Here is a 24,023-nt window from a genome sequence, read left to right as displayed (position 1 = left end):
GCGGTGTGGCTGTCATCCGCGTTGGCGGCATGACCGAAGTCGAAGTGAAAGAGCGCAAGGACCGCGTCGATGACGCCCTGAACGCGACCCGCGCGGCCGTTCAGGAAGGCATCGTGGTCGGCGGCGGCGTTGCCCTGGTTCAGGGTGCCAAGGCCCTCGACGGCCTGGAAGGCGCCAACAGCGACCAGAACGCCGGCATCACCATCGTTCGCAAGGCCCTGGAAGCCCCGCTGCGCCAGATCGCCCAGAACGCCGGTGTCGACGGCTCGGTCGTCGCAGGCAAGGTCCGCGAGTCCGACGATCTCAAGTTCGGCTACAACGCCCAGACCGACCAGTACGGCGACATGTTCTCGTTCGGCGTGATCGACCCCGCAAAGGTCGTCCGCACCGCGCTGGAAGATGCAGCTTCGGTTGCCGGCCTGCTCATCACCACCGAGGCGATGGTTGCAGACAAGCCGCAGAAAGACGCCCCCGCAATGCCCGACATGGGCGGCATGGGCGGCATGGGCGGCATGATGTGATCCGGCTGGCCTCCCTCGGGAGGCCACCGCGACCATCCTGGTTGCTTGTGCTTCAGGCACGCAAAGGGCTCCTTCGGGGGCCCTTTGTCATGTCTGGCGCGGCGCGCGGATCGCCGTTTGGTTGCAGGAATCCGAATTTGATCCTGCGTAAGGTGCCCTAGGCGCGCCGGTGCTAGCCTTCCCCCCGAACCAATCCGAGGGGGAGTGAGATGTTCAGGCTTTTTCATCTGTTGTTTTTGCTGCTCCTGCTGCCCGCCCTGCCGGCGCTGGCGCAGGAGAAGACCGAAAGTTTCGACCTCGGCAGTGACCGGTTCATCGCCGGTCGCACCGCCACCATGGCGGAGCCCGGACGCGCCGACGTGTTCCTCGCCGGCGAGCGGGTGACGCTCGAGGCGGAGATCTCCGGCGCAGCGCATATGGCCGGGCGCTGGGTCACCGTGTCCGAGCCGGTGGGGCAGGGGCTCTACGCCGCGGGGCAGGAGGTCCGCGTCGCCGGTGCCGTCGAAGGCAATGCCACGCTGGCGGGACAGCGGGTCGACGTGACCGCGCCCATCGCCGGCAACCTGCGGGTCTTCGGCTCCGAGATCACCCTATCGGCGCCCATCGGCGGCACGCTTCTGGCAGGGGGTGAATTCGTCGAGATCGACGGGCCTGTCACCGGGGATATCGCGCTGACAGCGCGCGAGCTGCGCTTCGGGCCCGACGCGGTGATCGAGGGCACGCTGACGCTCTACGAGGAAGACCCGGGCGAGGTCGTGGTGCCGGAGAGCGTGGTCCCGGCAGACCGGGTGCAGCGCGAAGAAATAAGCGAGTGGGAACCGATCCGCGAGGGCGGGTTCTGGCCCGGCGTGAAGGCGGTGATCAGCTTTGCCATCGGCGTGCTGATCGTGGCGCTTGTTGCGGCGGTGGCCGCGGCGCTGATGCCGCAGAAATTCGCCGGGATGCGTGCGCAGCTGCTCGGCCACCCGTTCCGCACCCTGCTCACCGGCTTCATCGCGCAATCGACGCTGATCGGCGCCGGCATCCTGCTGGCGATGACCCTGATCGGCCTGCTGCTGACCCCGGCGGCGCTGCTCTTCGCCGTGGTGGCCGGGCTCATGGGCTATATCGTCGGCGCCTATGCGCTTGGCGTGGGGGCGCTGAAGCTGGCCGGGCGGGGCTATCCGCAGGAGGCCAAGCACCGAGCGCTGGCGGCGCTTGCGGGCGCTGTCATCGCGGCGCTGGTGGCGCTGATCCCGCTGGTCGGCTGGATCGCCATCATGGCGCTGTCGCTGGCCGGGCTCGGGGCGGTGACGCGGACGGCCTTCCCAAAACGGTTCCAGACCGCCGGCTGAGGGAGGGCCCGGGCGCCATGCAATCGCTGCATGGCGCCTACGCGCGCGGAACGAAGCCCTGCGCGCCCCTGTTGTCTTTCCAAAGGATTGAAAGGAAAGGCAACTTGATGACCCGTTTTGAAAACAAGACCGTGATCGTCACCGGCGCGAGCTCCGGCATCGGCGCCGCTACCGCCCGCCGTTTCGGCCGCGAGGGCGCCAACGTGGTGCTGATCTCGCGCACCCAGTCGAAGCTCGACAAGGTGGCCGAAGACATCCCTTCGGCCAAGGTCGTGCCCGCCGATCTCTCCACCAAGGAGGGCGTGGAGACCGCCGCCAAGGCCGCCCGCGAGGCATTTGGCCGGGTCGACGTGCTGGTCAACAACGCCGGCACCGCCGTCATGGGCGGCATCGAGGATGTCGACGAGGACGGTTTCGCCGAGGTCATGGAGACCGACGTCACCGGCGTCTGGCGGCTCACCAAGGCGCTGTGGTCCGATCTCAAAGCCAGCAAGGGCAACGTGGTGATGACCTCGTCGGTCTCGGGCATCGGCGGCGACTGGAACATGCACGCCTACAACACCGCCAAGGGCGCGGTGACCAACCTCACCCGCGCGCTGGCGCTCGACGCGCGCAACAGCGGCGTGCGGGTCAACGCCGTCAACCCGAGCTTCACCAAGAGCGAGCTGACCGCCAACATGCTCGAGAACGACGAACTGGTGGCGAAGTTCATGGAGCGCATCCCGCTGGGCCGCCCGGCCGAGCCGGAGGACATCGCCGACGTGATCGCCTTCCTCGCCTCCGACGACGCGCGCTTCGTCAATGGGGTGAACTTGCCGGTGGATGGCGGGCTTTCCGCCTCGAATGGCCAGCCGCCGCAGGCCTGAGCCCTTGATCCCGTGCCGCCCATGGTCTTTCTGGGCGGCATGACTGGACCTGACGACTCGTTCGAGACGCCCCTCTGGGGAGAAAACCTGCGCGTGGCCGGGGTCGACGAGGTTGGCCGCGGCCCGCTGGCCGGCCCCGTGGTTGCCGCCGCTGTGGTGCTCGACCCGCTCTGCATTCCGCCGGGGCTCAACGATTCAAAGAAGCTCAGCGCCAAGCGGCGGGCCCGGCTCTCGGCCTGGCTGCACGAATGCGCCGAGGTCAGCATCGGCGTGGCCTCGGTCGAGGAGATCGACGCGCTCAACATCCTGCAGGCCTCGCTGCTCGCAATGCACCGCGCGGTGACGGGTCTCGAGGTTCCGGTGCAGCACGCGCTGGTGGACGGGCGCTTCATCCCGCCGCAGCTTCCATGCGACGCCACGCCGATCATCAAGGGGGACGGTCGCTCGGTCAGCATCGCTGCCGCCTCGGTTGTCGCAAAATGCTACCGCGATCGCCTGATGCGGGACTTGGCGCAACAGCATCCGGGCTACGGCTGGGAGACCAACGCCGGCTACGGGTCGAAAAAGCACAAGGATGCCCTCCAAAATCTGGGAGTGACCCCTCACCATAGGCGATCCTTCAAGCCGATACACAATATCTTGTGGCAAGCTAATTTCACAAGTGACTGATTCAAAAAAGAAATTGACCGCGAATCACCTTTGACTCAAAATTAGGGCCAACCAACGAGTGCAAAAGCACCATAGGGCTTGAGGCAGAGATGAACGCGATGACCAAACCGAAGAGCGCGGAAGCGCTCCCTATCAACACGATTCTGGCCGGGGACTGCATCGACATGATGAACAGTCTGCCGGCGGAGTCCGTCGATCTGATATTTGCGGATCCGCCCTATAACCTTCAGCTGAAGGGCGAATTGCACCGTCCGGACAACAGCCGCGTCGATGCGGTGGATGACCACTGGGACCAGTTCGCCTCCTTCGCGGCCTATGACAAGTTCACCCGCGAGTGGCTGGCGGCGGCAAAGCGCCTGCTCAAGCCCAACGGCGCGATCTGGGTCATCGGCTCCTATCACAACATCTTTCGCGTCGGCGCGGCGCTTCAGGATGCCGGCTACTGGATCCTGAACGACGTCATCTGGCGCAAGTCGAACCCGATGCCGAACTTCCGCGGCAAGCGCTTCACCAACGCCCACGAGACGATGATCTGGGCGTCGAAGGGCGAGGGTGCGAAATACACCTTCAACTACGAGGCGCTGAAGGCGCTGAACGAGGGCATCCAGATGCGCTCGGACTGGGTTCTGCCGATCTGCAACGGCGGCGAGCGCCTGAAGGACGCCAATGGCGACAAGGCGCACCCGACGCAGAAGCCGGCGAGCCTGCTGCATCGCGTCCTGGTGGGCTCCACCAACCCGGGCGACGTGGTGCTCGACCCGTTCTTCGGCACCGGCACCACCGGAGCCGTGGCCAAGATGCTCGGCCGCGACTGGATCGGCATCGAGCGCGAGGCGGCCTATCGCGAGGTGGCCGAGCGCCGCATCGCCGATGTGCGCGCCTATGATCGCTCCTCGCTCGAGGTCACCCGCGCCAAGCGCGCCGAGCCGCGCGTGCCCTTCGGCCAACTGGTCGAGCGTGGCCTGCTGCGCCCCGGAGAGATGCTGGTCTCGGCCAATGGCAAGGTCGCCAAGGTGCGGGCCGACGGCACGCTGGTGGGCGACGACGTGAAGGGCTCGATCCATCAGGTCGGAGCGCATCTCGAGGGCGCACCCTCATGCAACGGCTGGACCTACTGGCATTTCCGCAAGGACGGCAAGGTCGTCCCGATCGACGTGCTGCGCCAGCAGATCCGCGCCGAGATGGCTGCCCGCCCGAACTGAGGCTCAACGGACAACCACAAGAACACCGCCGGTGCCTGCCTTTGCAGGCGCTGACTGGCCCCGCCTGCGCTTGCAGCCGGGGCCTCTTTTTTCGCTCTGCCCGATCTGCCGCACCGCGGAGACGTGATTGACCCTGCAGCGCAGTCGCGTCATTGGTGCACAAACGGAGTATGTTCATGGACCTGCGCGCGATCTTCATGGGGCTGGCCTTTGCGGTCATGTGGTCCTCGGCCTTCACCTCGGCCCGCATCATCGTCAGTGCCGCCCCGCCGATGGGCTCGCTGGCGCTGCGCTTCCTGATCTCGGGGCTGCTGGCGGTGGCGATGGCCCGGCTGATGGGCCAGAGCTGGCGCCTGACGCGGGCGCAGTGGCGCGCGACGATCATCTTCGGGATCTGCCAGAACGCCCTATATCTTGGGCTGAATTTCGTCGCCATGCAGACCGTCGAGGCCTCCCTGGCCTCGATCGTCGCCTCCACCATGCCGCTGATCGTGGCGCTGGCGAGCTGGCTCTGGCTGGGCGAACGGCTGCGCCCGGTGGGCTATGCCGGGCTGTTGGCGGGCGTGCTGGGCGTGACACTGATCATGGGCGCGCGGCTGCAGGGCGGGGCGGATCCGTTCGGGGTGTTTCTTTGCGTGCTCGGCGTGCTGTCGCTGGCGGTGGCGACGCTCTCGGTGCGCGGCGCCATCGGCGGCGGCAACGTAATGATGATCGTGGGCCTTCAGATGCTTGTCGGTAGCGCGCTGCTCTGGCCGCTGGCAGTGGCCTTCGAGCAACCCGAGGTCACGTGGTCGTGGCAGCTGATGGCCGCCTTCGCCTACACGGTGCTGATCCCCGGCGTCGCGGCGACCTTCGTCTGGGTTCTGCTGGTCGAGCGCATCGGTGCCACCCGCGCCGCCACCTTCCACTTCCTAAACCCGTTCTTCGGCGTTGCCGTGGCGGCCGTGCTGCTGGGCGAGCCGATGGGGCGCATGGACGTGCTTGGCGTTGCGATCATCACCGCGGGGATCCTTGCGGTCCAGCTCTCGCGGATGCCCGCACGCCCGGCAGGTTAGAAGGGTTTGTTTACACCTCTCTGCTAGCTCACGACCTTGCCGGGCGGTGCGTCCGGCGTCGGACAAAGCGCAGAGGCGGTGATGAGCAGGTTCCCCATTCGGCTACAGCTTTTGATTCTCGGCATGGTCTTCGTCGCGCAGATCATCGTCGTGGCGGCTATTTCTTGGGGTGTGCAGCTCCGCCTGATCGAGGCCATTCACTATGGGCATGATATAACGGCACAAAATCGCGCTCTCGCGCTGCTCGAAGAGCGCATCGAACGGGCCGGGGTCGGGTTTCTCGAATATGAGCATGGCAGCGTTTCGGTGCTTGAAGAGGTCGCCGCCCATATCGACGCGATATCGCAACACGCCGCCGCGTCCGAGCCGGTGTTCTCCGAAACCGAGACCGAGCTCGCCCGGCGTCCGGGATTTGTGCCTGCGTTCTACGATGTTGCCGAGGTGGCCGAACGGATGCGCGATCCGGTCGCCCAGCTGGGCGACCGGAATACGACGATTTTCCAGCGCGATGCGATCATCTCCGATCAGATCTTGCCGGCGCTTGCCACCATGCGCGGGGCGGTTGCGGGCATGCGCTCGGAAATCATTGCGGCGTTCGAGGAGGTCGAGCGCGAGACCGACATCACGATGCGAAACAGCTATGCCATCCTGCTCGGCGCAAACGCGATCGCGGTGGCGCTTGGGCTGACCTGCGTCCTGCTGTTCGGCCGGCTGCTCGGTCGCCCGTTTCAGACCGCCGCCGCCAGCGTTTCGCGGATCGCCGGGGGCGATTACGATTGCGAGATTCCGGGCCAGGAGCGCGGGGACGAGGCTGGCATGATCGCACGCAATCTCGAAAACCTGCGTGACACGCTCCGCGCCGGAGAGCGTGACGCGGCCCGCGAACGCATCGCGAACGAGCGTCGCGTCGCGCTGTTCGGCGCCCTTGGCGATGCCATGGGGGGGCTGGCGCAGGGCCGGGTCGACCATCGTCTCGATACCGAGGAATGGTCGGCGCTTGGCGAGAGTTACGAAGCGATCTGTCAGGATTTCAACGATCTGTCCGAGCAGATTGGCGACCTCATCGCGTCGCTACGCGACTCCGCCGAGATGGTGCAGCGAAATTCCCAGGAGCTGTCGTCGATGTCGACCGAGATGTCGCGCCGCTCGGAGGTGCAGGCGGCGACGCTTGAAGAATCCGCCGCCGCGCTCGAGGAAATGTCGAGCAGCGTCGGTGCCGCTGCGGAGCGCGCCGAAGAGGCCGACCAGCGCGCCGGTGCCGGGCGCCGCCGCGCCGAGGAGGGCGGTGCCGTGATGGAGCGGGCTTTGGCCGCAATGAGCTCGATCGCTGCTTCGTCGGACCAGATCACCCAGATCATCGGTGTGATCGACGACATCGCCTTCCAGACCAATCTTCTGGCTCTGAACGCCGGAGTCGAGGCCGCCCGCGCCGGCGAAAGCGGCAAGGGCTTCTCGGTGGTCGCCTCGGAGGTCCGCTCGCTGGCGCAGCGGGCCTCGGAATCCGCGCGCGAGATCAAGGCGCTGGTCTCGAACAGCTCGCAGCAGGTCAAGGATGGCGGCCAGCTCGTGGAACAGACGGGCGAAACGCTCTCGGACATCGTGCGCTACGTGACCGAGGTGTCCGACATGGTGGGCGAGATCGCCTCCGCCGCCAAGGAACAGGCCGCCGGTTTGCAAGAGATCAACGTGGGCGTCTCCGAGCTCGACAAGGTGACCCAGCAGAACGCCGCCATGGTGGGCGAGACAAGCTCGGCCAGCCAACAGCTCAGCAGCGAGGCCGACCGGCTGACAGCGCAGCTCAACCGCTTCATGGCGGCCGAACCCGGGCAGATCGAAGAGGTCACGCCGGTGACGGTTCCGGTGGAAGAGCTCGAGGTGCCGCCGGCAACGCCGAGCGAGGCGCCGATGAAGCGTGCCGCCGGGGACAACGCCGCGCTTTGGGAGGATTTTTAACCAGCCGATGGCGGGGGCGGGTCACCGCAAAGGGCCGGTCTTATACCCGGCGGGAAAGGTATCACCGGATCCAAGACGGTGATCTGGCGTCGGATGGTTTAAGAGCCGCCGACGTGTTCCCGACGGCTCTGAAAACAGAAAAAACGGGCGTCGAGTGGGTATGCCGCTCAGCCGATCTTGCCGCGGTTCTCGCCGATCTGGCCGCGATGCAGCAGCAGGTGATCGAGCAGCACGCAGGCCACCATCGCCTCGCCCACCGGCACCGCCCGGATACCGACGCAAGGATCATGACGGCCCTTGGTGATGATCTCGGCCTCTTCGCCGGACTTGGTGATCGTGCGCCGGGGCGTCAGGATCGACGAGGTCGGCTTCACCGCGAAGCGCAGCACGATGTCCTGCCCGGTGGAGATCCCGCCGAGGATGCCGCCGGCGTGGTTCGAGCTGTAGACCGGGCCATCCGGCCCCATGCTGATCTCGTCGGCATTCTCCGACCCGCGCAGCGCCGCCGAAGCCATGCCCTCGCCGATCTCCACCGCCTTGACCGCGTTGATCGACATCGCCGCCGCCGCGAGATCGGTGTCGAGCTTGCCATAGACCGGCGCGCCCAGCCCAGCCGGCACGCCTCGCGCGACGACCTCGATCACCGCGCCGACGCTGTCACCGGATTTGCGCAGATCGTCGAGATAGGCGGCCCAGGTCTCGGCCGCCCCGGCATCCGGGGTCCAGAACGGGTTCTGCGGGATCTGGGCGAAATCGACATTGCCGCGGTCGATCTGGTGCGGGCCGACCTGCACCATGTAGCCGGTGATCTCGATGCCCGGCGCCAGCGTGTCGAGCGCCGCGCGCGCCAGCCCGCCGGCGGCCACGCGGGCCGCCGTCTCGCGTGCAGAGGAGCGCCCGCCGCCGCGATAATCGCGGATGCCGTATTTCTGCCAATAGGTGATGTCGGCATGGCCGGGGCGGAACTTCTCGGCGATGTCACCGTAATCCTTCGACCGCTGGTCGGTGTTCTCGATCATCAGCTGCACTGGCGTGCCGGTGGTCTGGCCCTCGAACACGCCCGACAGGATGCGGACCGCGTCCGGCTCGCGCCGCTGGGTCGTGAACTTGTTCTGCCCCGGCTTGCGCTTGTCGAGCCAGTGCTGGAGCATCGCCTCGTCCACCGCCACGCCCGGCGGGCAGCCATCGACCGTCGCGCCAAGCGCGGGCCCGTGGCTTTCGCCCCAGGTGGTGACGCGGAACAGGTGGCCGAATGTGTTCATGCTCATGCGCGATCTCCTTTGTCCGGCCTCCTGTAGGGCAGGGGCGGCGGCGTCTCAAGGGATTTCACCTTGCAAGGGCCGCTGCGCGCGACTAGGTCTTGCGATACCTCGGGGTGCCCGCACGGGCTGAGATGCATGACGCGAACCCGTTGAACCTGAACCGGTTGATACCGGCGGAGGGAAGGTGACGGCATCCTGCCCAGTCTTGCCCTCTCGCCGCAAGTCTGGAGGACGCCATGAGGGCCACCACCACTTTTGCAGCGGGACTTCTGACCGCCAGCGCCGCGCTGGCCGAGACCCCCGTGCTGACTGTCTATGCGGGCGATTACGTCGTCTCGGAATGGGGCCCGGGCCCGAAGATCGAGGAGATGTTCGAGGCCGAGTGCGCCTGCGACCTGCAGTTCAAGCCCGGCGACCTGCTGCCGCGGATCCTGCTCGAGGGCGAGCGCACCGAGGCGGATATCGTCTTCGGGCTCAACACCGATGTCACCAAGAAGGCGCGCGAGAGCGGCCTCTTCGCGCCGCACAACGTCGATCTTTCGCCGCTGACACTGCCGATCGCGTGGGAGGACGAGATCTTCCTGCCCTACAATTACGGCCACACGGCCTTTATCTACAACACCGAGCGCCTGGCCGAGCCGCCGGCGAGCTTCGATGCGCTGCTCGAGGCGCCCGACGATCTGAAGATCGTTATTCAGGACCCGCGCAGCTCGATCTCGGGGCTGGCGACGGTGCTGTGGGTGCAGTCGGTCTATGGCGAGGGCGCCGAGGCGGCCTGGGAGAAGCTGGCGCCGAAGATCCTCACGGTGACCAAGGGGTGGTCGGAGAGCTATGGGCTGTTCACCGATGGCGAGGCCGACATGGTGATGAGCTACACCACCTCCCCGGCCTATCACATCATCGCCGAGGACGATCGCACCAAGAAGGCCGCGATCTTCCCGGAGGGGCATTACTTTATGGTCGAGCTGGCAGCGAAGGTGGCGGGCACGGATCAGCCGGAGTTGGCGGATGACTTCCTGGCGTTTACCATGAGTGAACCATTTCAGGAGATGATCGCCACCGGCAACTGGTCCTTCCCGGCGGCACTGCCGCGCGAGAAATGGCCCGAAGGGTTCAAGGAGCTCGAGCTGCCCGAAAAGGTGCTGTTCTACTCCGAGGATGAGGCGGCGGCGCTTCGCGACGAGGCGGTCGAGGCATGGCGCCGCGCGCTCTCGCGCTGAGACGGGGCGCGGCTGTCGCCTGGCTCGCCGGTCTGGCGGTAGGGGCGTTGACGCTCGGGCCCGTGGCGGCAGTGCTGGTGCGCGCCGGGGGCTGGGGCGATCTCGGCCCCGGCGACTGGCAGGCGCTGCGCTTTACGCTGTTGCAGGCGCTGGCCTCTGCGGGGGCCAGCGTGGCGCTTGCCGTTCCGGTGGCGCGTGCACTGGCGCGGCGGCGCTTTCGGGGACGCGGGGCGCTGGTGGCGCTGATGGGGGCGCCGTTCATCCTGCCGGTGATCGTCGCCGTACTCGGGCTGATCGCTGTGTTCGGGCAGAACGGGCTGGCCAATGGCGCGCTGCGGGCGCTTGGGCTGCCGGAGATGACGATTTACGGCATGCACGGGGTGATCCTCGCGCATGTGTTCTTCAACCTGCCGCTGGCGGTGCGGTTGCTGCTACAGGGCTGGCTGGCGATCCCCGCCGAGCGCTTTCGGCTTGCGGCCTCGCTGGGGCTGTCTCCGCTGGCGATGTTCCGGGTGCTCGAGGTACCGATGCTGCTGCGCATCGCGCCGGGGGCGTTTGCGGTGATCTTCGTCATCTGCCTGTCGAGCTTTGCGGTGGCGCTAACGCTGGGCGGCGGGCCGAGGGCTACCACGGTGGAGCTGGCGATCTACCAAGCGGTGCGGTTCGATTTCGATCTGGGCCGGGCGGCGCTTTTGTCGGTGATCCAGCTTGGGCTGGCGTTCGCCGCAGGGCTGGTGGCGCTGCGGCTGGGTGCCGGGAGCGGCTTTGGCGCCGGGCTCGACCGGGCGCATCGGCGTTGGGACGGGCAGGGGCCCGTTGCGCGGGTGCTCGACGGGCTGTGGATCGGGCTGGCGGCGGCGTTCTTGCTTGCGCCGCTTGGCATGGTGGCACTGCGTGGCCTGCCGGGGCTGGCGGCGCTGGGGCCGGGCACCTGGGAGGCGGCGCTGAACTCGGTCACCGTGGCGCTGGTCTCGACCGCGCTCTGCATCGCCTGGGCGCTGCCGCTGGCGACGCGGGGCGGCGAACTGGTGGGGCTGGCGGGCATCGCGCTCTCGCCGCTGGTGTTGGGCACGGGGCTGTTCCTGATCGTGCGGCCTTATGTAAACCCGTTTGCGCTGGCGCTGCCGGTCACCATGGTGGTGAACGCGCTGGTGGCGCTGCCCTTCGCGCTGCGCATCCTGCGCCCGGAGGCCGAGGCGGTGCGGGCCGAGTATGGCCGGCTGGCACTGGCGCTGGGGATGAGCCGCCGGGCGTGGGTGCGGCTGGTCTTCCTGCCGCGCCTGCGGCGGCCGCTGGGCTTTGCCGCGGGGCTGACCGCGGCGCTGTCGATGGGCGATCTCGGCGTCATCGCGCTGTTTGCCGATCCCGACCGGGCGACGTTGCCGCTGCAAGTCTACCGGCTGATGGGCTCCTACCAGATGCAGGCGGCGGCCGGTGCGGCGCTGCTCCTGCTGCTGCTGAGCTTCGGGGCGTTCTGGATCTTCGACCGGGGAGGGCGGGTCAATGCTGACGCTTGACGGGATTCGCTACGGCGATGGAGCGTTCTCGCTCGAGGCAGATCTGAGCCTCGCGCCGGGGCGCCGGGTGGCAATCATCGGACCGTCTGGGGCGGGCAAGTCGACGCTGCTTGACCTGATCGCGGGGTTCCGGCGGCCGGAAGAGGGCCGGGTGCTCTGGCAGGGGCGCGAGATCACCGACGCGGCGCCCGACCGGCGCCCGGTGGCGATGCTGTTTCAGGACAACAACCTGTTCCCGCATCTGGATCTCGCGCGCAATCTCGGGCTGGCGCTGCGGCCCGATGGCGGGCGGCTGTGGAAAGATGAGCGCCGCGCGGGCGAGCGCGCGCTCGACCGGGTCGGACTGCAGGGCTTTGCGGGGCGCAAGCCCGGGGCGCTTTCGGGCGGGCAGCAGAGCCGGGCGGCGCTGGCGCGGGTGCTGCTGCAGGCGCGGCCGATCATCGCGCTCGACGAGCCCTTCGCGGCGCTGGGTCCGGCGCTGAAGGGCGAGATGCTGGAGCTGGTGCGCGGCGTTGCGGGCGAACTCGGGGCGCTGGTGCTGATGGTCAGCCACGATCCCGAGGACGCCAAGCGCTTCGCCGACGAGGTGGTGCTGGTCGATGCGGGGGTCGCCTCGGCGCCGGTCGCCACGCAGCGGCTGTTTGCCGATCCGCCGGAGGCGCTGCGGCGCTATCTCGGGAGCTGAGCGGCGCGCTCCTCAAGCCCTTGCGGGCTTTCCTCGCGAGCCAGTGGACAAACAAAAAGCCCCGCGCGAGGCGCGGGGCTTTGTCTTGTGCGGTGGGCCGCGATCAGTCGTGCTTGTGCTTGATCGGGCGCCAGATGCGCTTGTTGGTGAGGTAGAGCAGCACCGAGAGCACGGCGAGGAAGATCACGCCGGCGAAGCCGGCCTGCTTGCGCGCCATCATCTTGGGCTCGGCGGCCCACATCAGGAAGGCCGCCACGTCCTGCGCCTCGTGGTGCAGGGAGTTCGGGTGGCCGCCATTGTACTCGACATCCTCGCCCGCCAGCGGCGGGGCCATGGAGATCCAGCCGCCCGGGAAGGCGTGGTTCTCGTAGAAGGTGGTGCCGGCCTCGACCTTTTCCTCGCCGGTGTAGCCGGTGAGGATCGAGGCGATGTACTCGGCGCCGCCCATGCCGTTGAACAGCTGGCTCAGGCCGGTGCCGTAGGGGCCGTGGAAGCCCGCGCGCGCCTTGGCCATCAGCGACAGGTCGGGGGCGCCGACGCCGTCGTTGGCCGGGAAGTGGTCGGTCGGGATGGCCGGGCGGAAATCCTCGAGCTCTGCGTCGTAGACCTCGAAGTTCTGCGCCGCGTAGGCGCGCACTTCATCTTCCGAGAAGTGCGGGCCGCCCTCGTCGCCGAGGGTGCGGAACGGCACGTAGCGCAGGCCGTGGCAGGCCGAGCAGACCTCGGTATAGACCTGCAGGCCGCGCTGCAGCTGGTCCTGGTCGAAGGCGCCGAACGGGCCTTCGAAGGAGAAGCTGTAATCCTCGACATGGCCCAGATCGCCGGCGGCAAAGGCGCCGCCGGTGGCCAGGCCGAGGGCCATCGCGGTGGAAAGGGCAAGTTTCTTGAACATGATCATTTGTCCTTTCTCTCTCACTCGGCCGGGGTCGTGGCGGAGGAGCCGGTTTCCGAGGTCTTGCCGTAATGGGCCTCGAAATCTTCCTCGATGGTCGCGGGCTGCGGCAGCGGCTTCTCGAACACGCCGAGCAGCGGCAGGATCACGAAGAAATAGCCGAACCAGTAGGCCGAGCCGATCAGCGAAAAGCTCGCATAGGGCTCTTCCGCCGGCATGGCACCGAGCCACATCAGCGCGATGAAGTCGATCACCAGCAGCCAGAACCACCACTTGAACTGCGGGCGGTACTTGCCCGAGCGCACCGAGGAGGTGTCGAGCCAGGGCGCCAGGGCCATGGCGATGATGGCGCCGAACATGGCCAGCACGCCGAAGAACTTGGCGTCGATGATGCCGCCCGTCAGGAACGAGGCGATCTGCACCACCCAGACTTCCGAGGTGAAGGCGCGCAGGATGGCGTAGAACGGCAGGAAGTACCATTCCGGCACGATGTGCGCGGGCGTCGAGAGCGGGTTGGCCTCGATGTAGTTGTCGGGGTGGCCGAGGTAGTTCGGCATGAAGCCGACGATGGCCCAGAACACCGCGAGGATCACCGCCAGGGCGAAGAGATCCTTGATCACGTAGTAGGGCCAGAACGGAACCGTGTCCTTCTCGGCCTCGGCCTTGGAGCCGCGACGGACGTCAACACCGGTGGGGTTGTTGTTGCCGGTCGAGTGGAAGGCCCAGATGTGCACCGCCACCAGCGCCGCGATGACGAAGGGCAGCAGATAGTGCAGCGAGAAGAAGCGGTTGAGCGTGGCGTTGTCGACCGCCGGGCCGCCGAGCAGCCAGGTCTGGATCGGCTCGCCGATGAACGGGATCGCGCCAAAGAGGCCGGTGATTACCGTGGCGCCCCAGAACGACATCTGGCCCCAGGGCAGAACGTAGCCCATGAACGCCGTGCCCATCATGCACAGGTAGATGAGCATGCCGATGATCCAGGTGACCTCGCGCGGGCTCTTGTAGGAGCCGTAGTAGAGGCCGCGGAAGATGTGCAGGTAGACCGCGACGAAGAACAGCGAGGCGCCGTTCATGTGCAGGTAACGGATCATGAAGCCGCCGTTCACGTCGCGCATGATGTGCTCGATCGAGGCGAAGGCCATGTCCACGTGCGGCGTGTAGTGCATGACCAGCACGATGCCGGTGATGATCTGCAGCGCCAGGCAGAAGGTGAGAACGATGCCCCAGATCCACATCCAGTTCAGGTTCTTGGGCGTGGGGATCATGATGGTGTCGTAAAGAAGTCCGACGATGGGCAGGCGCTTGTGCAGCCAGCGCTCGGGGCCGGTCTTCGGTTCGTAATGGTCGTGCGGAATACCCGACATCTAGATGCCTCCCTTATCCCAGCAGAATGGTGGTTTCTTCGACGAATTCCGCCGTGGGAACCGGCAGGTTCTGCGGGGCGGGGCCTTTGCGGATGCGGCCGGCCGTATCGTAGTGCGAGCCGTGGCAGGGGCAGAACCAGCCGCCGACGCCGCCGGCGGTGTATTCGCCGGCATTGCCCAGCGGCACGCAGCCGAGGTGGGTGCAGACACCCATCATCACCAGCCACTCGCCGGTCTCGTCGAGGCTGCGGTTGGCATCGCTGGCATCGGCGCCAGCGGCGACGTTGGCGTTGCGTGCGTCCGAGTCGACCAGCTCGCTCATCTCGACGCCGCGCGCGGCCTCGATCTCGGCCTCGGTGCGGCGGCGGATGAAGACCGGCTTGCCGAGCCATTTCACGGTGAGCTGGGTCCCGGTCTCGACGCCGGAGACGTCGACGCGGATGGTGCTCAGCGCGCGCACATCGGCGGACGGGTTCATCTGGTTGACCAGCGGCCAGATGGCGGCGCCGGCAGTGACTGCGCCCGCACCGGCGGTGGCATAGTAGAGGAAGTCCCTCCGAGTGCCTTCGTGATCTTCTGCTTGTGTCACGGGGTAATCTCCATTCCTCACGGCCTTTTGCTGGCCATAATAGCTAGATAGCCGCGTCCCGATACGGCTTTTCCGCTCGCGTGTTTAGCGATCTGTCATGTGTCCGTAAAGCAATCATGAAGGCACTTTCGCCCAAAGTGCGCTTGTGTCGCAATTGAAACGCTGTGCGCTGCGAACTATGTAGCCCTGAAGCCATGCAGAGCGCCCGGAGCAATCCCATGAAAGCATTGATTCTCTCAGCGACCGTTTCGGTCGCCGCGGTGGCGGCGTCGCAAGCCGCTGCGCAGGATTTCGAACTGTCCTTCTACTCGGGCTGGCAGACCGCGCCGCACAGCCGTGTGTCGGGCGACTACCCGGGCGGCGGTGACTACGATGCTCTGATCGGCTGGGACGGCAAGAGCTTTGCCATGCCGCCTTATTACGGTCTGCGCGGCACCTGGTGGCGCTCGGAAACCTTTGGCGTGGCGCTCGAATTCACCCACGCCAAGGTCTACGCCCCCGAGGACGAGCGCGAGGCGATCGGCTTCGACCGGATGGAGTTCACCGACGGCCTGAACCTGTTGACGCTGAACGCGATGAAGCGCTGGCCCGAGCGCTGGGGCAACATCACCCCCTATGCCGGCGCCGGCCTCGGCATCGCGGTGCCGCACGTGGATGTCGAGACCACCGGTGGCGACAAGACCTTCGGCTACCAGCTCACCGGCCCGGCGGTGCGCCTGCTCGCGGGGGTGAGCTACCCGATCAACGAGCGCTTCTCGGTGTTCGGCGAGTACCAGTTCACTTATTCGAGCAACGAGGCCGATCTCGATGGCGGCGGCTCGATGCAGACCGACATCAAGACCAATGCTCTGAACATCGGTCTGTCGCTGAACTTCTGAGCCGCGACTCCTTCGGAAACGCAAAAGCGCCCCTCGGGGCGCTTTTTTCGTTACTGGGGCAAGCCGGCGCGGTTTGGTGGGGCATCGCCCTGCGGCTGCGACGGCCTCAGCGCTTGCGGACGAACTCGCTGCGCAGCACGAGGCCCTTGATGGTGTCGTGGCGGCAGTCGATCTCGTCGGGATTGTCGGTGAGGCGGATGCTGCGGATCACCGTGCCCTGCTTCAGCGTCTGGCCGGCGCCCTTGACCTTCAGGTCCTTCACCAGCACCACGGAATCGCCGTCCGCCAGCAGGTTGCCGGCGGCGTCGCGGATCTCGACCACGTTGGCCGCGGCGACTTCCGAGGCCGGGCGCCATTCGCCGCTGGCCTCGTCATAGACCCACTCTTCTTCCTGATCGGACATGGCTTTTCCTTTCGTTCACTCGCCCGCGCCCATGCGCCGCTTGCGCGGCAGCATGACGATCACGGCGGCGATGTAGCCGATGCAGAACAGCACCAGCGTGATCCACGCATAGCTCACCGCGGCGGCCAGCGCGAAGGCCACCGCCACGAGGAAGAACTTGGCGTTCTTGCGCGGGATGCGGGTGGTCTTGAACGACCATGTGGGGATGCGGCTGATCATCAGCAGGCCCATGGCCACCATCCACAGCGCCAGCACGAAATCCGGCAGGAACGGGCCCGAGCCGAGCGCGAAGCTGAGGAACATCGGCAGCATCACCAGAAGCGCCCCGGCAGGGGAGGGGACGCCGGTGAAATAGGCGTTGTCGTGGCTTTTGTCCTCGGACTTGCGCTGCACGTTGAACCGCGCGAGGCGGACCACGGCGCAGACCGCGAAGACCAGCACCGCGAGCCAGCCGAAGCCGCGGCTGTCTTCCAGCGCCCAGGTGTAGAGCAGCAGACCCGGCGCGACGCCAAAATTGAGGAAATCCGCGAGGCTGTCGAGCTCGGCGCCCATGCCGCTTTCGGATTTCAGCGCGCGGGCAAGGCGGCCATCCATGCCGTCGAGCACGGCGGCCAACAGGATCAGCTGCACCGCAAAAGTGTAGGAGCCCTGCAGCCCGAGCTTGATCGCCGTCAGGCCGGCGCAGATCGCCACCACGGTCAGCATGTTGGGCAGAAGCTGGATGATCGTCAGCTTCTCGGTGCCGGGCTCCTTGGGGGCGCCCGTGGCGGGCGCCTGCGGTGTCTCGGCCGAGGACTCGGGATCAGTGGTCATCGCCGGCCCCGCTGGTCAGGTCGGCGATTACCGTCTCGCCGGCCACCATGGTCTGGCCGATGCGGACCTGCGGCGCCACGCCGTCGGGCAGGTAGACATCGAGACGCGAGCCAAAGCGGATCAGGCCGAAGCGCTCGCCGCGGTCGAGCCAGTCGCCTTCCTTCTTCCACCACATGATGCGTCGCGCCACGAGGCCGGCGATCTGCACCACCGCGATCTCGCGCCCGTCTTCCATGCGCAGGCGCAGGGCGTTGCGCTCGTTGTCCTCGGAGGCCTTGTCGAGCGAGGCGTTGAGGAACTTGCCGGGGCGGTAGGCGAGCTTGACCAGCTCACCGGCGACGGGGGCGCGGTTCACGTGGCAGTTGAACACCGACATGAAGACCGAGACGCGGGTCAGCGGCTCGGGGCCCATGCCAAGCTCGGCCGGCGGCACCGCGGGCTCGATCAGCGAGACCACGCCATCGGCGGGGCTGATGACTAGGCCGGGGCGCACCGGGGTGACGCGATCGGGATCGCGGAAGAAATAGTAGCACCAGACCGTGAGCCCGACGCCGATCCAGCCGAGAGGCTCCCAGATCAGGAACAGGATCAGGGTGATCGCGGCGAAGATCGCGACGAACTTGCGCCCCTCGGGGTGCATGGGCTTGATGAAGGTGTCGCGCATCCGCATGGCTGGGATCCTCCCGCGTGTCTTGGAAACTGCCGTGGCTTACGGAGCAATGCCGGCTCTTGCAAGCCCGCGTGGCATCACTTCTCGGGCTCCGTCGCGATCATCGAGGGCCGTGCGGCGAAGCCCGCATGCCATTCCGCCAGCGCGTCGCGCCCGGTGCGCCACTTGCGCACGTCGTGGCGGAAGTCGAGATAGCTCAGCGCGCAGGCCATGGCGATGTGGCCCATGTCCATGCGCCCGTGCAGGTGGCTCATCCACCGCGTGCTCACCGCGTCGAGCGCGCGAGAGACCTTGGCCCATTGGCCCTCGATCCAGTCCATCGAGACCATCTCGGGGGTGCGGAACCGCTCTTCGTAGACGATCAGAACGGCGGCATCCATGATGCCGTCGGCGGTGGCCTCGAGCGTCAGCGTGTCGAAAGGCCGCGTCTCGGGGTAGAGCCCGGCCTTGGCGCGATGGTCGAGAAACCGGCAGATGACGCGGCTGTCATAGAGTGCCGGGCCGTCGTCGCGGATCAGGGCGGGGATCTTGCCCACCGGGTTGGCGGCGATCAGGTTGGGATCGGGGGCCAGCGGCGAGGCGGTGACATCGACCTGCTCGACCTCGTTGTACTGGTCGGTCTCGTGCAGGGTGACGAGCACCTTGCGGACAAAGGGCGACGGGCCGGCCTTCAGCAGTTTCATGGCTCTGCTCCTTGCTGTTCCCGGCGCGCGCGCCCCGGGGATGGTTCGTCGCGAAACCTAGGCAGCGGCGGGTATGGGAGCAAATCTTTTCGAAAAGATTTTCAGATGCCCGCGCGGGCTCAGCCCGCCTTGGGGTGCGTCGCCTCGTAGACCTTCATCAGGTGCACCTCGTCGACCGAGGTATAGGCCTGCGTGGTCGAGAGCGACGCATGGCCCAGCAGCTCCTGGATCGCCCGCAGGTCGCCGCCGGCGGCGAGCAGGTGGGTGGCGAAGCTGTGGCGCATGGCGTGGGGCGTGGCGGTGGCGGGCAGGCCGAGCTGCAGCCGTGCCGCCTCGGTCACCTTCTGGATCAGCCGCGGGTTCAGCGGGCCGCCGCGCTTGCCGCGGAACACCGGCGCATCGGGCTCTAGCTCATAGGGGCAGAGCCGCAGGTAGGTCTCGACGGCGCGGCGCGCCACCGGCAGCACCGGCACGATGCGCTCCTTGCCGCCCTTGCCGACGATGCGCAGGCTCTCGCCCAGCGGCAGATCGCGCCCCTTGAGCCCGAGCGCCTCGGAGATCCGCAGCCCGCAGCCATAGAGCAGCGTCACCACCGCCGCGTCGCGGGCGCCGACCCAGCTGTCGGCGGCCTGCATCTCGACCGTGTCGATCATCGCTTTCGCGGCATCCTCGGCCAGCGGGCGGGGGAGCTTTTTCTGGAACTTGGGCGCGCGGGCCATCATCACCGCCGTGGGCTCGAAGCCCTCGCGCTCGGCGAGCCAGCGGTAGAAGCTCTTCACCGCCGAGAGCTTGCGCGCCATCGAGCGTGAGCCCACGCCCTGGCCGCGCAGATGCGCGAGGAAGGCGCGCATGTCGGGCGTGGTGACGCGGGCCAGCGGCGCCAGCCCCTGCGGCTCGGCATGATGTGACGTCAGGAAGACGATGAACTCGAGCACATCGGCGCGGTAGGCGGTGATGGTGTTCTCGGAATTGCCCTTCAGCGCGCGCGCCGCGGTCAGCCAGCCCTCCAGCGCGTCGCGCGCCGCCGGAGAGATCTCGAGCGTCACGCCAGCCAGCGCCGCATGGCGCGTTCGAACACCCCGGCGAAGAAGGCCAGCAGGTCGGTGCCCTGCTGCGGGGTGAAGAGATGCGGATCCTCGGAGCCCATGACCAGCAGGCCGGGCAGGCGTCCGGTTCCGAAATCGAGCCGCAGGCAGGCTTCCGAGCGCATCCACGAGGCGCTCTCGCCATAGATCGCCGGGTCACCCTCGTTCATCTGGCGCAGGGTGACCTGCCGCTTTGGCGCATGGTTGCGGCCATCGGCGAGGAAGGCGTCGATGAAGCCGGGCTCGGCCACCGAAAGCACGTCACCGAGCCGTCTGATCGCGGGATCGTTGTCGTTCTGCACCGACTCGAGTACCAGCTTGACGCTGTCGACGCGCAGGATGTCGGCCACCTCGCCGCCGAGGTCGCGCAGGAAGGGCTCGAATTCCAGCGGGTCGAGCATCCGCAGGATGGCGCGGTGGATCTGGTTGGTGCCGGCGAGGTTCTCGTAGGCTGCGGCGATGACGCTGCGGTGGGTGTCCTCGAGCCGGTCGAGCCGGGCCTCGAGCCGGTCCATGGCGATGCCGCGAAGATCGACGATATTGCCGCCCATGGCGCGCTCGTTGGCAGCGATCAGCGCCTGCATCAGGTCGCGGTCGTCGAGGATCATGTCGGGGCGCGAGATGATCTCCTCGCGCAGCGACTCGACGATGGTCTGGGACTGTCTGCTCATGCCCGCCTCTTTGTTGTTTGCCCGCAACCTAGCAGGGCAGGCGGCGGATTGCGCCCCATTTTTCGAGAGCCGGTCCCGGTTTCGCGCGGCTGTTGCGCATCGGTCGGACACCGCGCGCGCCGCGGGGAACGGGGCGGAAATTCTGTCGCATTGGAAAGCTTTGGCGGTGGCCGCGGTTCCGTGCGAGACTGGGACAGGAACGGAGGAGACCCATGCCAAACAACACTGGGCCAGAAATCACCAGCCCGAGCCCCTGCCAGACCGTCATCACAACATTCGAGACCTCGCCGGGCACCTGCCAGGATCTGCTCGATGCGCTGCAGGATGCCTATGAGAGCTTCATCTCGAAACAGCCGGGCTTCATCGCCGCGGGCCTGCACGTCAACGACGCCCAGACCCGGATCGCCAATTACTCGCAATGGCAGAAGCGCGAGGATTTTCAGGCCATGCTGCGCAGCGACGAGATGCGCGCGCACAACCGCCGCTTCAACGAGCTGTGCCGCAGCTTCGAGCCGGTGATGTATGACGTTGCGGCGATCTACGGCTGACGCAGCTGGCGCCAGCCGCGATGCCCTTTGATCAGGCCGCCAGCGGGCGGGCGTCCTTGCGGCGCTCGCTCACCTCGAGCCGGTATCCCGCGCCGCGGACGGTCTCGATCTTCAGCGCCGCGCCGACGCTTTGCAGGTGCGAGCGCAGGTTGCACATGTAAACGTCGAAGACCCGCGGCGCCGGTTCGTTCTCGAACCCGTAGACATGGCTCAGCAGCGCCTCGCGCGCGGCCAGCCGTCCGGGGCGCAAGACCAGGAATTCGAGGATCTCGTAGAGCTTGGGCGACAGCGACAGCGTCACCTCGCCGAGATGCGCGCGCCGCCGCTCGAGGTCGAGCATCAGCGGCCCGCGCTCGACCAGCGGATGGCCGACGCCATGGGCGCGGCGCGCCACGGCGGAGAGCTGCGCCAGCGCCTCGGGCAGCGGGGTTGTGTCGTCGATCACCGCGTCGGCCCCGGCCAGAAGCCACTGCGCGATGCGCTCGGGGGACGGTGCGGAGGCGATCAGGCAGACCGGCACGTCGGGGCGCAGTGCGCGCAGGTCGGCGAGGCTCGCGTGGTGGCCAAGCTGGGAGGCTTCGAGCACCAGCAGGTCGTGCTGGCCCATGCGGTGGAAATCGGCGAGCTCCTCGCCGGCTTCGCAGCTTGTCCGAAGCAGCCCGCTCTCGGTCACCGCCTTGGACAGGGTGACCATCTTCCAGTTCGTTTCGCCAATCAGGTAGCGCATGTGGGACTCTCCTCGTTCAGGCTCGTTCGGGATCGACTTTCGGGATCGGTCGGCGCGGCGGGAGACGGGGGCCGCGCTGCGGACCATCGAGGGACGGCATGGCATCAGATCTGGCGGTTCCGGGGATCTGGCGGTGCTGGTCTGTCGATGGGGCGCATTCTGCGGCCTGCCGGGAAACGCTAGGGGCAGATTGCGACCGAATTGTGATCGGAACCGGGCCGCGTGAGGGTGATATGGATCAAGGCATAGCCCGTTCGGATAGCGCAAACTCGCCGCAGAATCTTTGAAGGAGGCCGCGCATGTACAAGAATATCCTGGTCCCGATCGCGTTCGACAGCGACGCCAAGGCCGAGGCGGCGGTGGCCGTCGCCCGTCAGCTGGCGAACGAGGACAGCACCATCACCCTGCTTCACGTCATGGAGCATATTCCGGGCTACGCGATCAGCTACATGCCGCCCGATTACCTCGCCCAGTCGCGCGCCGCCGTGCAGTCCGAGCTCGACGCGATGGCGGCCAAGCTGGGCCATGCGTCGGGGATCGTGGTCGAAGGCCATTCCGGCCGCACCATCCTCGACTACGCCGAAGAGAACGGCTCGGACCTGATCGTCATCGCCTCGCACCGGCCGGGCATGGGCGACATGCTCATGGGCTCGACCGCGACACAGGTGGTGCGCCACGCCAAATGCGCGGTCCACGTGCTGCGCTGAGCCCATGCGGCGGCGCGGTCAGCGCGCCGCCAGCAGCGCCCGCTTGCGGGCAAAGACTTCCTGCCGCGGCAGCCACGGATAGGCGTCGTCTTCGGTGACGGCGCCCCAGTAGAGCTGGCCGCCATTGCGCCACGGATCGAGCACGATGCCCGCGTACATGCTGTCGCCCGGCGCGGTGACCACGACGGTGCTGTGCTCGATGCGGATGGCGCTTTGCGAATTGGCAATGGCGCGCTGCAGCTGCAGGGTCTGGAAGCCCTCCTGCGCCAGCCGCGCCTGCAGGTCGTCGGCCCACTGGTAGCACAGGCCGCGCGGCTTGAGTCCTTGGTTTACCTTCATGTTGTGAATGATCGGCGGGTCTTCGACCTGGTACTCCACCGCAAGCCGCAGCGGGTACTCATAGGCGATGGCCGCGGCGCGCGCCGCCTCGCCGGCATCGATGCCCGGGCCAAGCCTGTGGATCTCGTCCGCAAGCGCCGCGATCTGCGCGTCGCTCGGGCGCGGCAGATCCTCTGGGCGCGGCGTCGCGCACGCGGCCACGAGAAGGGTGAAGCTCAGGAAAATGAACGCGGTCAGATGTCTGTGGAGGGGCAAGGTCGGGCCGGATCGTTGCTTTGGTCGCGGCGGAGTGTCCGCAAAGCCGGGCGGGATGGCAAGCCGCGCCGTGGCCACGATGACGCGGCCGTGATCGCGCTGCATCGGGGCGCCGCGATTGCGCGCGCGCGCTCGCTGGGCTAAGCCGGTTCGACCTGACGCGACGACCGGAGCCGCCCATGTACCGCCTGATCCCCGCCCTCGGCCTTGTGCTTGGCCTTGCGGCCTGCGCCAACGGACAAGCCCAGCTCGACGATCCGCTGGAACCGATCGGGAATTTCAAGCTCGGCCACGCGGCGGTGGTGGCGCCCAACCTCGTCGAGGGGCCGGTGTCGCGCGATGCCACCGAGGAAGAGTGGATCGCCTCGGTCGACAAGGCGGTCGAAGAGCGCTTCCGCCGCTACGAGGGCGACAAGTTCTATCATCTCGGCATCAGCGTCGAGGGCTTCGTACTCGCGCAGCCCGGCGTGCCGCTGGTTTTCAGCCCGAAATCGGCGCTGATCCTGCGCGTCACCGTCTGGGACGATGCGACCCAGAGCAAGCTCAACGCCGAGCCCGAGCAGTTCACCGTGCTCGAAAGCTTCAGCGCCGAAACCGTTGTGGGCTCGGGCGTGACCCAGACCAAGGCGCAGCAGATGCGCAACCTTTCGGCCAACGCCGCGCTGCAGATCGAGAACTGGATGCGGCGCATGCAGGAGGACAAGGGCTGGTTCGGCGGCCCCGAAGCCAACCCTCCCGCCGCCGCTGCCGAGCTTGAGGCCGAGGCCGACGCTGCGACGGATTCGCCCGACGCGGCGCCGGCCGGGGCCGCCTCCTGAGGCGATGCCGCGGCGCGGCAAGGTGCCGCGCGCTCCGTCTCCGCTGAAAACCCGCGATCCCCCGCGATCACAAGGGCTTGAGCTCGCGGCCCGTCGGGCCGTGTTCCGCGGGGCGCGACAATGCGCGCGCGTGCCGATCGGCGCATGAACGGCTTGATTTTCCCTCTGCAAGCCAATAAACGGCCCGCGATGCGAAACCGGGTCATTTGGGGCCCCTGGAAAAGGCGAGGCGTCTTAGAAAGATGGCAAAGGAAAAGTTTGAGCGCGGCAAACCGCACTGCAACATCGGCACGATCG

General features: G+C 67.3%; 26 protein-coding genes and 1 riboswitch. Of the genes, 14 read left to right on the top strand and 12 right to left on the bottom strand.

Annotated elements, in window-relative coordinates:
- From AC6RA4_RS09040 to AC6RA4_RS09010, 7 genes are all read left to right on the top strand, one after another.
- On the top strand, positions 1 to 521 hold a 521-nt coding region (locus tag AC6RA4_RS09040; protein WP_500159528.1), incomplete at its 5' end, for a TCP-1/cpn60 chaperonin family protein.
- A gap of 209 nt (positions 522 to 730) precedes the next feature.
- Entirely contained in the window at positions 731 to 1,855 is a 1,125-nt protein-coding gene (locus AC6RA4_RS09035) for a DUF8173 domain-containing protein (protein WP_500159526.1), read from the top strand.
- Positions 1,856 to 1,962: 107 nt separating this feature from the next.
- Positions 1,963 to 2,721 carry a meso-2,3-butanediol dehydrogenase gene (gene budC / locus AC6RA4_RS09030; RefSeq protein ID WP_500159524.1) on the top strand — a complete coding sequence of 253 codons (759 nt, stop codon included), beginning with the start codon at positions 1,963 to 1,965 and terminating at the stop codon, positions 2,719 to 2,721.
- 21 nt (positions 2,722 to 2,742) lie between these two features.
- On the top strand, positions 2,743 to 3,390 hold the full coding sequence (gene rnhB, locus AC6RA4_RS09025) for a ribonuclease HII (RefSeq protein WP_500159522.1): 648 nt from the start codon (positions 2,743 to 2,745) through the stop codon (positions 3,388 to 3,390).
- Positions 3,391 to 3,479: 89 nt separating this feature from the next.
- Complete coding sequence (locus AC6RA4_RS09020; RefSeq protein WP_222601891.1) at positions 3,480 to 4,592, top strand: site-specific DNA-methyltransferase; 1,113 nt, start codon at positions 3,480 to 3,482, stop codon at positions 4,590 to 4,592.
- A gap of 176 nt (positions 4,593 to 4,768) precedes the next feature.
- Positions 4,769 to 5,647, top strand: a complete 879-nt coding sequence (locus AC6RA4_RS09015; protein ID WP_500159520.1) for a DMT family transporter — start codon at positions 4,769 to 4,771, stop codon at positions 5,645 to 5,647.
- Positions 5,648 to 5,728: 81 nt separating this feature from the next.
- Positions 5,729 to 7,600: a methyl-accepting chemotaxis protein gene (locus tag AC6RA4_RS09010; RefSeq protein WP_500159518.1), complete on the top strand. Its 1,872-nt coding sequence runs from the start codon at positions 5,729 to 5,731 to the stop codon at positions 7,598 to 7,600.
- Between the two features lie 167 nt (positions 7,601 to 7,767).
- Here AC6RA4_RS09010 and aroC read toward each other — a convergent pair whose 3' ends face one another.
- A complete protein-coding gene (gene aroC, locus AC6RA4_RS09005; protein ID WP_500159516.1) occupies positions 7,768 to 8,868 on the bottom strand; it encodes a chorismate synthase in 1,101 nt (366 codons plus the stop codon).
- A 93-nt stretch (positions 8,869 to 8,961) separates the two neighbouring features.
- Positions 8,962 to 9,061, top strand: a riboswitch (TPP riboswitch).
- Positions 9,062 to 9,098: 37 nt separating this feature from the next.
- Here aroC and AC6RA4_RS09000 point away from each other — a divergent pair.
- The 3 genes from AC6RA4_RS09000 to AC6RA4_RS08990 are packed head-to-tail and all read left to right on the top strand — an operon-like array spanning position 9,099 to position 12,284.
- Positions 9,099 to 10,082, top strand: a complete 984-nt coding sequence (locus tag AC6RA4_RS09000) for a thiamine ABC transporter substrate-binding protein (protein WP_500159514.1) — start codon at positions 9,099 to 9,101, stop codon at positions 10,080 to 10,082.
- The gene (locus AC6RA4_RS08995; RefSeq protein WP_500159512.1) at positions 10,058 to 11,599 is read left to right on the top strand and encodes an ABC transporter permease family protein; all 1,542 of its coding nucleotides are present in this window, start codon (positions 10,058 to 10,060) and stop codon (positions 11,597 to 11,599) included. The genes AC6RA4_RS09000 and AC6RA4_RS08995 overlap by 25 nt, the downstream gene beginning before the upstream one ends.
- Complete coding sequence (locus AC6RA4_RS08990; protein WP_500159510.1) at positions 11,586 to 12,284, top strand: thiamine ABC transporter ATP-binding protein; 699 nt, start codon at positions 11,586 to 11,588, stop codon at positions 12,282 to 12,284. Before AC6RA4_RS08995 ends, AC6RA4_RS08990 begins: the two co-directional genes overlap by 14 nt.
- A gap of 103 nt (positions 12,285 to 12,387) precedes the next feature.
- Here AC6RA4_RS08990 and AC6RA4_RS08985 read toward each other — a convergent pair whose 3' ends face one another.
- From AC6RA4_RS08985 to petA, 3 genes are read right to left on the bottom strand one after another with little or no spacing between them, the layout of a single operon-like run.
- The gene (locus AC6RA4_RS08985; RefSeq protein ID WP_500159508.1) at positions 12,388 to 13,176 is read right to left on the bottom strand and encodes a cytochrome c1; all 789 of its coding nucleotides are present in this window, start codon (positions 13,174 to 13,176) and stop codon (positions 12,388 to 12,390) included.
- Positions 13,177 to 13,196: 20 nt separating this feature from the next.
- Complete coding sequence (gene petB / locus AC6RA4_RS08980; protein ID WP_222601882.1) at positions 13,197 to 14,540, bottom strand: cytochrome b; 1,344 nt, start codon at positions 14,538 to 14,540, stop codon at positions 13,197 to 13,199.
- A 13-nt stretch (positions 14,541 to 14,553) separates the two neighbouring features.
- A complete protein-coding gene (gene petA, locus AC6RA4_RS08975; RefSeq protein WP_500159506.1) occupies positions 14,554 to 15,129 on the bottom strand; it encodes a ubiquinol-cytochrome c reductase iron-sulfur subunit in 576 nt (191 codons plus the stop codon).
- A gap of 218 nt (positions 15,130 to 15,347) precedes the next feature.
- Here petA and AC6RA4_RS08970 point away from each other — a divergent pair, with 218 nt between their 5' ends.
- Positions 15,348 to 16,007 carry an outer membrane protein gene (locus AC6RA4_RS08970; RefSeq protein ID WP_500159504.1) on the top strand — a complete coding sequence of 220 codons (660 nt, stop codon included), beginning with the start codon at positions 15,348 to 15,350 and terminating at the stop codon, positions 16,005 to 16,007.
- Between the two features lie 106 nt (positions 16,008 to 16,113).
- Here AC6RA4_RS08970 and AC6RA4_RS08965 read toward each other — a convergent pair whose 3' ends face one another.
- From AC6RA4_RS08965 to AC6RA4_RS08940, 6 genes are all read right to left on the bottom strand, one after another.
- On the bottom strand, positions 16,114 to 16,410 hold the full coding sequence (locus AC6RA4_RS08965) for an alkylphosphonate utilization protein (RefSeq protein WP_500159502.1): 297 nt from the start codon (positions 16,408 to 16,410) through the stop codon (positions 16,114 to 16,116).
- A 15-nt stretch (positions 16,411 to 16,425) separates the two neighbouring features.
- Positions 16,426 to 17,223, bottom strand: a complete 798-nt coding sequence (gene pssA / locus AC6RA4_RS08960; protein ID WP_500159501.1) for a CDP-diacylglycerol--serine O-phosphatidyltransferase — start codon at positions 17,221 to 17,223, stop codon at positions 16,426 to 16,428.
- Positions 17,213 to 17,893 (bottom strand): phosphatidylserine decarboxylase, encoded by a 681-nt coding sequence (locus AC6RA4_RS08955; RefSeq protein ID WP_500159499.1) that lies wholly within the window; start codon positions 17,891 to 17,893, stop codon positions 17,213 to 17,215. Before AC6RA4_RS08955 ends, pssA begins: the two co-directional genes overlap by 11 nt.
- A 77-nt stretch (positions 17,894 to 17,970) precedes the next feature.
- On the bottom strand, positions 17,971 to 18,576 hold the full coding sequence (locus AC6RA4_RS08950; RefSeq protein ID WP_500159497.1) for a glutathione S-transferase: 606 nt from the start codon (positions 18,574 to 18,576) through the stop codon (positions 17,971 to 17,973).
- Positions 18,577 to 18,695: 119 nt separating this feature from the next.
- Positions 18,696 to 19,622: a tyrosine recombinase XerC gene (locus AC6RA4_RS08945; RefSeq protein ID WP_500159495.1), complete on the bottom strand. Its 927-nt coding sequence runs from the start codon at positions 19,620 to 19,622 to the stop codon at positions 18,696 to 18,698.
- A complete protein-coding gene (locus AC6RA4_RS08940) occupies positions 19,619 to 20,332 on the bottom strand; it encodes a DUF484 family protein (RefSeq protein ID WP_500159493.1) in 714 nt (237 codons plus the stop codon). Before AC6RA4_RS08940 ends, AC6RA4_RS08945 begins: the two co-directional genes overlap by 4 nt.
- Before the next feature lie 212 nt (positions 20,333 to 20,544).
- Here AC6RA4_RS08940 and AC6RA4_RS08935 point away from each other — a divergent pair, with 212 nt between their 5' ends.
- Positions 20,545 to 20,880, top strand: a complete 336-nt coding sequence (locus AC6RA4_RS08935) for an antibiotic biosynthesis monooxygenase family protein (protein ID WP_500159491.1) — start codon at positions 20,545 to 20,547, stop codon at positions 20,878 to 20,880.
- Positions 20,881 to 20,911: 31 nt separating this feature from the next.
- Here AC6RA4_RS08935 and AC6RA4_RS08930 read toward each other — a convergent pair whose 3' ends face one another.
- On the bottom strand, positions 20,912 to 21,607 hold the full coding sequence (locus AC6RA4_RS08930) for a winged helix-turn-helix domain-containing protein (protein ID WP_500159489.1): 696 nt from the start codon (positions 21,605 to 21,607) through the stop codon (positions 20,912 to 20,914).
- 299 nt (positions 21,608 to 21,906) lie between these two features.
- Between AC6RA4_RS08930 and AC6RA4_RS08925 the strand changes: the two genes are divergently transcribed.
- Positions 21,907 to 22,314, top strand: a complete 408-nt coding sequence (locus AC6RA4_RS08925) for a universal stress protein (RefSeq protein WP_500159487.1) — start codon at positions 21,907 to 21,909, stop codon at positions 22,312 to 22,314.
- Positions 22,315 to 22,332: 18 nt separating this feature from the next.
- Here AC6RA4_RS08925 and AC6RA4_RS08920 read toward each other — a convergent pair whose 3' ends face one another.
- Positions 22,333 to 22,908, bottom strand: a complete 576-nt coding sequence (locus AC6RA4_RS08920; RefSeq protein WP_500159485.1) for a hypothetical protein — start codon at positions 22,906 to 22,908, stop codon at positions 22,333 to 22,335.
- 179 nt (positions 22,909 to 23,087) lie between these two features.
- Here AC6RA4_RS08920 and AC6RA4_RS08915 point away from each other — a divergent pair, with 179 nt between their 5' ends.
- On the top strand, positions 23,088 to 23,726 hold the full coding sequence (locus tag AC6RA4_RS08915) for a hypothetical protein (protein WP_500159483.1): 639 nt from the start codon (positions 23,088 to 23,090) through the stop codon (positions 23,724 to 23,726).
- Positions 23,727 to 24,023 lie beyond the last annotated feature (297 nt).

It is taken from the genome of Salipiger sp., assembly GCF_059781815.1.
The sequence above is the reverse complement of the archived record's forward strand: the minus strand, read 5'-3'. Positions and strand labels throughout refer to the sequence as shown.

What these genes read in the sequence shown, in the direction of transcription:
- AC6RA4_RS09035 (WP_500159526.1), top strand. Translation starts at nt 731, where the DNA reads ATGTTCAGGCTTTTTCATCTGTTGTTTTTGCTGCTCCTGCTGCCCGCC.
- budC (WP_500159524.1), top strand. Translation starts at nt 1,963, where the DNA reads ATGACCCGTTTTGAAAACAAGACCGTGATCGTCACCGGCGCGAGCTCC.
- rnhB (WP_500159522.1), top strand. Translation starts at nt 2,743, where the DNA reads ATGGTCTTTCTGGGCGGCATGACTGGACCTGACGACTCGTTCGAGACG.
- AC6RA4_RS09020 (WP_222601891.1), top strand. Translation starts at nt 3,480, where the DNA reads ATGAACGCGATGACCAAACCGAAGAGCGCGGAAGCGCTCCCTATCAAC.
- AC6RA4_RS09015 (WP_500159520.1), top strand. Translation starts at nt 4,769, where the DNA reads ATGGACCTGCGCGCGATCTTCATGGGGCTGGCCTTTGCGGTCATGTGG.
- AC6RA4_RS09010 (WP_500159518.1), top strand. Translation starts at nt 5,729, where the DNA reads ATGAGCAGGTTCCCCATTCGGCTACAGCTTTTGATTCTCGGCATGGTC.
- aroC (WP_500159516.1), bottom strand. Translation starts at nt 8,868, where the DNA reads ATGAGCATGAACACATTCGGCCACCTGTTCCGCGTCACCACCTGGGGC.
- AC6RA4_RS09000 (WP_500159514.1), top strand. Translation starts at nt 9,099, where the DNA reads ATGAGGGCCACCACCACTTTTGCAGCGGGACTTCTGACCGCCAGCGCC.
- AC6RA4_RS08995 (WP_500159512.1), top strand. Translation starts at nt 10,058, where the DNA reads ATGGCGCCGCGCGCTCTCGCGCTGAGACGGGGCGCGGCTGTCGCCTGG.
- AC6RA4_RS08990 (WP_500159510.1), top strand. Translation starts at nt 11,586, where the DNA reads ATGCTGACGCTTGACGGGATTCGCTACGGCGATGGAGCGTTCTCGCTC.
- AC6RA4_RS08985 (WP_500159508.1), bottom strand. Translation starts at nt 13,176, where the DNA reads ATGTTCAAGAAACTTGCCCTTTCCACCGCGATGGCCCTCGGCCTGGCC.
- petB (WP_222601882.1), bottom strand. Translation starts at nt 14,540, where the DNA reads ATGTCGGGTATTCCGCACGACCATTACGAACCGAAGACCGGCCCCGAG.
- AC6RA4_RS08970 (WP_500159504.1), top strand. Translation starts at nt 15,348, where the DNA reads ATGAAAGCATTGATTCTCTCAGCGACCGTTTCGGTCGCCGCGGTGGCG.
- AC6RA4_RS08965 (WP_500159502.1), bottom strand. Translation starts at nt 16,410, where the DNA reads ATGTCCGATCAGGAAGAAGAGTGGGTCTATGACGAGGCCAGCGGCGAA.
- pssA (WP_500159501.1), bottom strand. Translation starts at nt 17,223, where the DNA reads ATGACCACTGATCCCGAGTCCTCGGCCGAGACACCGCAGGCGCCCGCC.
- AC6RA4_RS08955 (WP_500159499.1), bottom strand. Translation starts at nt 17,893, where the DNA reads ATGCGGATGCGCGACACCTTCATCAAGCCCATGCACCCCGAGGGGCGC.
- AC6RA4_RS08950 (WP_500159497.1), bottom strand. Translation starts at nt 18,576, where the DNA reads ATGAAACTGCTGAAGGCCGGCCCGTCGCCCTTTGTCCGCAAGGTGCTC.
- AC6RA4_RS08940 (WP_500159493.1), bottom strand. Translation starts at nt 20,332, where the DNA reads ATGAGCAGACAGTCCCAGACCATCGTCGAGTCGCTGCGCGAGGAGATC.
- AC6RA4_RS08935 (WP_500159491.1), top strand. Translation starts at nt 20,545, where the DNA reads ATGCCAAACAACACTGGGCCAGAAATCACCAGCCCGAGCCCCTGCCAG.
- AC6RA4_RS08930 (WP_500159489.1), bottom strand. Translation starts at nt 21,607, where the DNA reads ATGCGCTACCTGATTGGCGAAACGAACTGGAAGATGGTCACCCTGTCC.
- AC6RA4_RS08925 (WP_500159487.1), top strand. Translation starts at nt 21,907, where the DNA reads ATGTACAAGAATATCCTGGTCCCGATCGCGTTCGACAGCGACGCCAAG.
- AC6RA4_RS08915 (WP_500159483.1), top strand. Translation starts at nt 23,088, where the DNA reads ATGTACCGCCTGATCCCCGCCCTCGGCCTTGTGCTTGGCCTTGCGGCC.